General features: G+C 63.5%; 8 protein-coding genes. 4 read left to right on the forward strand and 4 right to left on the reverse strand.

Going from position 1 to position 7,644, the window contains the following annotated elements; all coding sequences use genetic code 11:
* Positions 1-66: 66 nt before the first annotated feature.
* On the reverse strand, positions 67-387 hold the full coding sequence (locus Q0L30_RS00125; RefSeq protein ID WP_296649632.1) for a DNA-binding protein: 321 nt from the start codon (positions 385-387) through the stop codon (positions 67-69).
* Positions 388-754: 367 nt separating this feature from the next.
* Here Q0L30_RS00125 and Q0L30_RS00130 point away from each other — a divergent pair, with 367 nt between their 5' ends.
* Positions 755-1,615, forward strand: a complete 861-nt coding sequence (locus tag Q0L30_RS00130; protein WP_296649634.1) for an SAM-dependent methyltransferase — start codon at positions 755-757, stop codon at positions 1,613-1,615.
* 7 nt (positions 1,616-1,622) lie between these two features.
* Here the strand turns inward: Q0L30_RS00130 and Q0L30_RS00135 are convergent, their stop codons facing one another.
* A complete protein-coding gene (locus Q0L30_RS00135; RefSeq protein WP_296649635.1) occupies positions 1,623-2,207 on the reverse strand; it encodes a DUF1415 domain-containing protein in 585 nt (194 codons plus the stop codon).
* A gap of 181 nt (positions 2,208-2,388) precedes the next feature.
* On the reverse strand, positions 2,389-3,042 hold the full coding sequence (locus Q0L30_RS00140) for a TetR/AcrR family transcriptional regulator (RefSeq protein WP_296649637.1): 654 nt from the start codon (positions 3,040-3,042) through the stop codon (positions 2,389-2,391).
* 164 nt (positions 3,043-3,206) lie between these two features.
* Between Q0L30_RS00140 and Q0L30_RS00145 the strand changes: the two genes are divergently transcribed.
* The 3 genes from Q0L30_RS00145 to Q0L30_RS00155 all read left to right on the forward strand — a co-directional run bounded on the left by Q0L30_RS00145 (position 3,207) and on the right by Q0L30_RS00155 (position 6,684).
* Positions 3,207-4,490 carry an MFS transporter gene (locus Q0L30_RS00145; protein WP_296649639.1) on the forward strand — a complete coding sequence of 428 codons (1,284 nt, stop codon included), beginning with the start codon at positions 3,207-3,209 and terminating at the stop codon, positions 4,488-4,490.
* A 106-nt stretch (positions 4,491-4,596) separates the two neighbouring features.
* Positions 4,597-5,199, forward strand: coding sequence for a nitroreductase family protein (locus Q0L30_RS00150; protein ID WP_296649641.1), 603 nt, complete (start codon positions 4,597-4,599; stop codon positions 5,197-5,199).
* Positions 5,200-5,421: 222 nt separating this feature from the next.
* Positions 5,422-6,684, forward strand: coding sequence for an Hsp70 family protein (locus Q0L30_RS00155; protein WP_296649642.1), 1,263 nt, complete (start codon positions 5,422-5,424; stop codon positions 6,682-6,684).
* Positions 6,685-6,848: 164 nt separating this feature from the next.
* On the opposite strand, the gene Q0L30_RS00160 is transcribed toward Q0L30_RS00155, so the two are convergent.
* A complete protein-coding gene (locus tag Q0L30_RS00160; protein WP_027797379.1) occupies positions 6,849-7,052 on the reverse strand; it encodes a cold-shock protein in 204 nt (67 codons plus the stop codon).
* Between the last annotated feature and the right edge of the window lie 592 nt (positions 7,053-7,644).

Consider the following 7,644-nt stretch of genomic DNA (forward strand, 5'->3'; position numbering starts at 1 on the left):
TGCCCGGGTACACCGGCGCGAGGCTGCGGCATCGGCACATTCCAGCGCGCGATGCTCGCCAGCGCATCAGCCCGGATAGGCTTCGTCGACCGTCAGGCCCGCGAGCTTGAAAATCACGCGCAACGTTTGTGGCTTGATATCGCGGCGCGCGGCAAGCGACGACATCACGAACTCGAGAACCTTTGCATACTTCAGCAGGATCAGGCAGGTCTCGAGATCGGCGGTGCCGTCACGCATGACTTCGGCGATCTGCAGCATCTGTACCGAGATGTCGCGCGCCATCTCGAGTTCAAGTTGCTGCTTTTCCGTCCACTCAGGAAGTGTGACCAGCTTCGTGAGCAGTTCCTGAAATTTCTGTTCGGCGTTTCCGTCGGGTATCGTATTCATTGCGTGCCCCATGCAAGGACGTGCAGCGCCGGGCGCATGTTGCGCATCGGTGAACTGCGACGTGCCTGTCCTGTCGACGCCGGTCATTGCCGGAATGACCTTCCGCACGCGCTGCCCGGCCCGTTGCCGTCCAGTCGCGCTCGCTGCTGGTGCTACTGCCGGTGCTTCGTCGACATGGAGGATCGATGTCCTCCGTGCCGTGTAATCAACCCCTTCCTGGCGCCCGAACGCGGATTGGCATTTCGGGCGTCGCGGGCCAATTGACAGCCTGGTCACGCTTTTTACGTAAAATGACAGGCCAACCCTACTCCTTCCGTCATCTGTCGCACGTTTCGCGGTAAATGACTCACTACCTGTGCCTGACCCGATGTCCAGCAAGACTTACGAAATTCGCCCGAACCAGTCGATCGAACTCCTCAAGGAGCTTCACATCCTGACGCGCGACGGCAAGATGAACCAGGATAGCCGCCGCAAGCTCAAGCAGGTCTATCACCTGTTTCAGTTCATCGAGCCCCTTCTCAAAGACCTGAAGCAGGATGGGCATGACGTCACGCTCGTCGACCACGGCGCGGGCAAGTCCTATCTGGGTTTTATTCTCTACGACCTGTTTTTCAAGGAACTGCGCGACGGGTCGCACATCTTCGGTATTGAAACGCGCGACGAACTCGTACAGCGCTCGCGCGATCTGGCGCAGCGGCTCGGCTTCGGGGGCATGTCGTTTCTGAACCTTTCGGTTGCGGATTCGATTGCGTCGACAGCGTTGCCGTCGACGGTCGATATCGTGACTGCGCTGCACGCGTGCGACACGGCCACCGACGACGCGCTGCGCTTCGCGCTGAAAAAGCACGCGCGCTATATCGTCGTCGTGCCCTGCTGTCAGGCCGAGGTGGCGGGCGTGCTGCGGCGGAACAAAGGGAAGTCGCTCGGCGAGGCGCTCACCGAGATCTGGCGTCATCCGTTGCACACGCGCGAGTTCGGCAGTCAGATCACGAACGTGCTGCGCTGCCTGCAACTGGAGGCGCACGGCTATCAGGTGAGCGTGACGGAGCTGGTGGGCTGGGAACATTCGATGAAGAACGAACTGATCATCGCCCAGTACAAGAATCTGCCGCGGCGGCGGCCCGCCGAACGGCTTACGGAAATCCTGGACACCTTCGGTCTTGCCGATCTGAAAGAGCGCTTCTTCATCGACGAAGGCGCGGCAACCGCGAGCGTCGCCGACGCCTGATCCCTTTCTACTCGCCGTCCCGGCTCATCCAGTCGCGCCAGCCTTGAAGCCCGAGGCGGCGCAGTGTCTCCATGTTGCGCTCATAGATGTCGGCGGCATCGGGGAACGCCTCCACCGCGCGTTCGATGCTGGCTTCGCGAAGCAGATGCAGGATCGGGTAGGGCGCGCGGTTCGTATAGTTCTCGATGTCGTCGGGCGCCGAGTCCGCGAACTGATACTGCGGATGAAAACTCGCGATCTGCAGCGTGCCTTCGAGGCGCAACTGTTCGAGCAGGCGATCCGCGAGCCAGGTCGCGTCGTTGAAGTCGGCGAAATCGGCGAGCGCGTGGGGCAGGATCAGCAGCGTCGTGTCGAGTTGCTCGGGATCGGCGGCATCGAGCGTCTTCAGCTCCCCTTCGAGATCGGTGAGGACGCCCTCCAGATCGGTCGCCTCGCTGATCGCGTAGCGGATCTGCTGCTTCACATGCACGCTCTTCGCGAACGGACACAGGTTCAGGCCGATCACGGCGCGCGTGAGCCAGTGGCGGGTTGCGGCGAGGATCTCCGCATGTGCGGCGTTGGCGTCGGAGGGCTGGGCGGCGATAGCGTTCATGGCGTGATTCTACCGGGCCTGTGCGGTGGGCTTGCACGACAGTCGTGCACGGTGGCCCTGCACAGCGGGCTTGCACAGCGGACCTGCACAGCGGGCTTGTACGGCGGGTCTGCACGACAAGTCTGCAAGGTGGACCTCGCGTGAGGCGGCACCCGAGCGAACGTCCGGCTTCTACGATTGGTCAGGCCGCGCCGCCGCACGCACCCGGCGTCGGGCACATCGCTTCAATCAGCAGCTTTGCGGTGTGCGGCGCGGCGAGGATCGGGTCGCAACCGGGGCCGTAAGTCTGACTCGCCGCGTAGACCCCTTCGATCAGGAGCGCCAGCGCGTTGGCGAGCGCGGCGGGATTCGTCGCCTGCGCCTCGGTGGCCAGCGTGGTGAGCCGCGCGATCAGCTTCGATTTGTTGTCGGCGACCGCGAGCCGCGCCGGATGCGACGGCTCCGGAAATTCCGCCGCAACGTTGACGAACGGGCAGCCGCGGTAGTGGGGCACAGACGCACGTTGCGACAGGTCTTCGAAATAGTGGATCAACTGCTTGACCGGCTCGCCGGGATACCTGGCGAGGTTCGATTCGAAGCGCTCGAAGAATCGATCGTCGCAACGCTTCAGATACGCAACCACCAGATCGTCTTTCGACGAGAACTGCCGGTACAGGCTCATCTTGTTGAGCCCCGCGCGCTCCACGACGGCTTCGATGCCCACGGCGCGCACGCCTTCCCAATAGAACAGTTCGCCCGCTGCATCGAGCAGATGCTCATGCGCGCGCGCGCCCGCCGTCTGCGTACGCGGTTTGCCCGTGCGGCGGGCGGTGGCGGTCGGTTCGAGGTCGGTCATGACATTCTCGATAAAAGGGATCTGCTTGACATGTTACCGAGCGGTAACTAGTATCGCAACACGCACTTGTGACCGATCGGTAACAAACCGGCGGCGCAGCGTGAAGAAGCAAGGCGGACAAAATCGGGCAGGACGCGGCTCCGCGAGGAGCGACAGGAGCGCGGATGAACTGGGCAGCGAAGTGGGTCGGCGGGCGTTTTCACTACGGATGGCTTGTCGTGGCGGTGGTGTTTCTGGTGCTGCTGGCGGCTGCCGGCACACGCGCGACGCCGAGCGTGATGATGGTGCCGCTCGAGCACCAGTTCGGGTGGAGCCGGGCGACGATCTCGCTCGCGATTTCGGTGAACATCGCGCTCTACGGGCTGATGGGGCCGTTCGCCGCCGCGGCGATGCAGCGCTTCGGCATGCGTCCGACGCTGCTCGCGGCGCTCGCCACGATGGGCGGCGGCGTGGCGTTGTCGTCGATGATGACGCACCCGTGGCAGATGGTCCTGATCTGGGGCGTGATGGTGGGCGGAGCGACGGGCGTCGCGGCGCTGGCGCTGTCGGCAACCGTCGTGACACGCTGGTTCACGACGCACCGCGGCCTTGCGATGGGCGTCCTCACGGCAAGCTCGGCCACGGGACAACTCGTGTTTCTGCCGTTCCTTGCGGCGATTGCGCAGAAATTCGGCTGGCAGCCGGTCGTGCTGGTGGTTGCCGTGGCCGCGGCGGCGGTGATTCCGCTCGTCGCGCTGCTGTTGCCCGAACGGCCTGCCGACCTGAACCTGCGCCCCTACGGCGAAGGGCACGACATGCCGGTTGCGCCGCCGCAGCCGCAGGAAAATCCGCTGAAGATCGCGCTGGGTGCGCTCACGTCGGCGAGCCGCACGCGCGACTTCTGGCTGCTGTTTTTCAGTTTCTTTATTTGCGGCGCGAGCACGAACGGATACGTCGGCACGCACCTTATCGCCATGTGCGGCGACTACGGCATGACCGAGGTGCAGGGCGCGTCGCTGCTCGCGACGATGGGCATCTTCGATCTCTTCGGCACGACGCTTTCGGGCTGGCTTTCGGACCGCTTCAACAGCCGCTGGCTGCTCTGCTGGTACTACGGCTTGCGCGGGCTTTCGCTGATCTATCTGCCGCACGCGTTCGGAATCGAATTCTTCGGTCTGCCGATTTTCGCCGTGTTCTACGGACTCGACTGGATCGCGACCGTGCCGCCGACGGTGCGTCTTGCCACCGATGTCTACGGCAAGGAACGCGCGCCGGTGATCTTCGGCTGGGTGGTGGCCGGGCATCAGCTTGGCGCGGCGTTCGCGGCCTACGGTGCGGGGCTGCTGCGCTCGAGCCTCGGCACGTACACGGTTGCGTCGATGATCTCCGGCGGGCTGTGCCTCGTCGCTTCGTTCCTCGTTTTGCGGATCAACCGCGGCGAGCGCACCGTTGCTGTGCAAACCGCGTAAGCGCGGGCGTTCGAGCTGCCGATGTACGTCGAGCGGGTTTCACGCCGCGCGGTTATTCTTATGGGCTCCGGGCGAGCCGCCCTCACACACCGAGGACAGACAAGGCATGACGAAGCAAAAAACCGCACAGACAGCCGTGCCCATCCATGAATTGATCGCAGGCCGCTGGAGCCCACGCGCGTATTCGAGCGCACCCGTCAGCCGCGAGGCGCTGCACGCGGTCATCGAGGCGGCGCGCTGGGCGCCGTCGGGCTACAACCTGCAACCGTGGCGCTTCATCGTGTTCGACCGCGCGGTTGACGAAGTGGCTTTCAAGCGCGCGTTCGCGACGCTCGTGCCGTTCAACCAGAACTGGAACACGCCTGCGCCGGTGCTGATCGCCGTGACGGCGCTCACGCTCAACGCAAAGGGCGAGGTGAACCGCACGGCGCAATACGATGCGGGCGCAGCGGCGATGTCGCTCGTACTGCAGGCGCACGCGCTCGGCCTTGCGGCGCACCAGATGAGCGGCTTCGACGTCAACGCGTTCCGCAAGGAGTTCGCGCTGCCGAACGACGTGGAACCGCTTGCGATCATCTCGATCGGCCATTACGGCGACGTCGACAAGCTCGATCCGGTGCTGCGCGATCGCGAAAAGGCGGAGCGCACGCGCTCGGCGGTGGGCGACGTGGCCTACGCGAACGCGTGGAAGCAGCCCTTTAAGGCGTGACCCGCATCCGGCACGCCGCGCGGCAGGGCTTTGCGCAGCCCATAAAATCCCGATAAACCCCCAATAAATCCCCATAAGCCCCCATAAACGCGCGGCCTGGCCGCGCGTTTTCCCGGCGCTGGCGCGCCGACGTGCTGCGATTGCCGCGCGCCGGACTTCTGTGATACAAAGCCCGTCCTCCCCGTCCATACTTGCGCGCGCTCTGCGTGGCGCCCATCTGCCATGACCACGTTCTGCGCGATCGACTTCGGAACCTCCAATTCGGCCGTGGCGCTGCCCGTGGCCCCGGCTGGCGGCGCGATGCGGCTCGCGCCCGTGGAAGGCGAGCACACCACCTTGCCGACCACGGTGTTCTTCAACGCCGACGAGCACACCCGCGAGTTCGGCCGCGCGGCGCTGGCGTCGTACATCGACGGTTTCGACGGGCGCCTAATGCGCTCGATGAAGAGCATCCTCGGCTCGCCGCTCGCGACCGCCACGACCGATCTCGGCGACGGCAGCGCAATCCGCTACACCGAAATCATCGCGATCTTCATTGAGCACCTGAAGCGCAGCGCCGAAGCCTGTGCAGGCGCGCCGATTACGCGCGCGGTGCTCGGCCGCCCGGTGTTCTTCGTCGACGACGATGCGCGCGCCGACCGCCTCGCCGAGGAACAGCTCGAAGCCGCCGCGCGTGCCGTGGGGTTTCGTGACATCCAGTTCCAGTACGAGCCCATTGCGGCCGCATTCGACTACGAATCGCGCCTCACGCAAGAGGGACTCGTGCTCGTGGCCGATATCGGCGGCGGCACCTCGGACTTTTCGCTCGTGCGCGTGGGCCCGCAGCGCATGCAGCGGCTCGAACGCAAGGACGACGTGCTTGCGCACCACGGTGTTCACGTCGCGGGAACGGACTTCGACCGCCGTGTGGAACTCTCGACGATCCTGCCCGAACTCGGCTACCAGACGCTCGATCCGGAAGGCCGTGAAATCCCGAACCGGGTCTACTTCGATCTCGCGACCTGGCACCTGATCAACACGATCTACACGCCGAAGCGCACGGCCGAACTGAAACTGATGCGCCACCTGTACGGCGACGTGCGGCACCACGACCGGCTGATGCGCGTGGTCGAGCAGCGTCTCGGGCATGCGCTGGCGGGGCGGGCCGAAGAGGCGAAGATCGGCGTTTCGGCTGGCGGGGAGACGATGATCGATCTGGAAACGGTGGAGGCCGATCTGCGTCTTGCCTTCTGCGACGCGCAACTAATCGAAGCGGGCCGTGAGGAAACGCGCCGCATCGTGCAGGCCGCGCGCGATACGGTGCAGGCTGCGGGCGTCGCGCCCGCCGAGGTCGGCGCACTGTATTTCACGGGCGGTTCGACCGGTTTGCTGTTCTTGACCGAGGCGCTGTCGGAGGCGTTTTCGCAGGCGCAACCGGTGTTCGGCGACAGGCTGGCGAGCGTGGCGACGGGCCTCGGCATTCACGCCCAGCGTCTGTTCGGCTGAAGCGGGAGCGTCTGCGGGCCAGTCCGACGCGGCCTCGCGAGCGGCAGGAAAGCGGCAGGAAAGCGGCAGAAATGAAAAAACCCCACCTTCAGGAAGAAGCGTGGGGTTTTTCGGTAAGCTAGCCTGACAGGACCGCGTTCCAGCGATCCTGGTGAGCCATGAGCTTAGACCGGCTTGATGTTCGCAGCTTGCTTGCCCTTCGGGCCGGTGCGAACTTCGAATTGAACTTTCTGGTTTTCTTGCAGGGTCTTGAAGCCGTCGACCTTGATTTCCGAGAAGTGCGCGAACAGATCTTCGCCGCCGCCGTCCGGAGTGATGAAGCCAAAGCCCTTTGCGTCATTGAACCACTTGACGGTACCGGTTTCCATATTACTTTCCTAAAAATGAATTGAGGCCGAAGCCCGAGAGGTGCACGAAAATCAAGGAAGGGGTATGGGACCAACCGGAGTACCGTTGATGGGCGAACTACGAAAGACCACTTCACACTCGCCACTTGAAATCCTGCTCGGACTTTATACGGCGAATTCGCGTGAAGGTCAACTGGGACGCGGGAAACGGAAACGTTTTTTTACGTTAGGGTCGTATCAAATTCTTACGAATCTTGCTTACGTAATGATTATTTCGTACTTGACAAGAGATTTTTGGCGGCACTGAGTGGTGCAACCGGTTAAACTACGCGCCGCGTAGGGGTTGCACTTATGGGTGCAATCCTGAAGGTGCGCACGAGGTACGACTGCTGTGAAAACCCGCCTGCTTTATATACCGACGGGGTTATCGGCATCGAACCGTTCTTGGAGATAGAGGAGAACGTGTGAAAAGTTCTATTCAACGGAATATCGGCCCGTTTGCGCTGATGTTTACCGGTCTTGGGTCGATTATCGGCTCGGGCTGGCTGTTCGGCGCCTGGAAGGCGGCGAAGATTGCGGGTCCTGCGGCGATCTGCGCGTGGATCATCGGCGC

The organism is Paraburkholderia sp. (genome assembly GCF_024281035.1).
GTDB lineage: Bacteria > Pseudomonadota > Gammaproteobacteria > Burkholderiales > Burkholderiaceae > Paraburkholderia.

Coding starts and splice junctions, on each gene's coding strand:
- Q0L30_RS00125 (WP_296649632.1), bottom strand. CDS start 387: ATGAATACGATACCCGACGGAAACGCCGAACAGAAATTTCAGGAACTG.
- Q0L30_RS00130 (WP_296649634.1), top strand. CDS start 755: ATGTCCAGCAAGACTTACGAAATTCGCCCGAACCAGTCGATCGAACTC.
- Q0L30_RS00135 (WP_296649635.1), bottom strand. CDS start 2,207: ATGAACGCTATCGCCGCCCAGCCCTCCGACGCCAACGCCGCACATGCG.
- Q0L30_RS00140 (WP_296649637.1), bottom strand. CDS start 3,042: ATGACCGACCTCGAACCGACCGCCACCGCCCGCCGCACGGGCAAACCG.
- Q0L30_RS00145 (WP_296649639.1), top strand. CDS start 3,207: ATGAACTGGGCAGCGAAGTGGGTCGGCGGGCGTTTTCACTACGGATGG.
- Q0L30_RS00150 (WP_296649641.1), top strand. CDS start 4,597: ATGACGAAGCAAAAAACCGCACAGACAGCCGTGCCCATCCATGAATTG.
- Q0L30_RS00155 (WP_296649642.1), top strand. CDS start 5,422: ATGACCACGTTCTGCGCGATCGACTTCGGAACCTCCAATTCGGCCGTG.
- Q0L30_RS00160 (WP_027797379.1), bottom strand. CDS start 7,052: ATGGAAACCGGTACCGTCAAGTGGTTCAATGACGCAAAGGGCTTTGGC.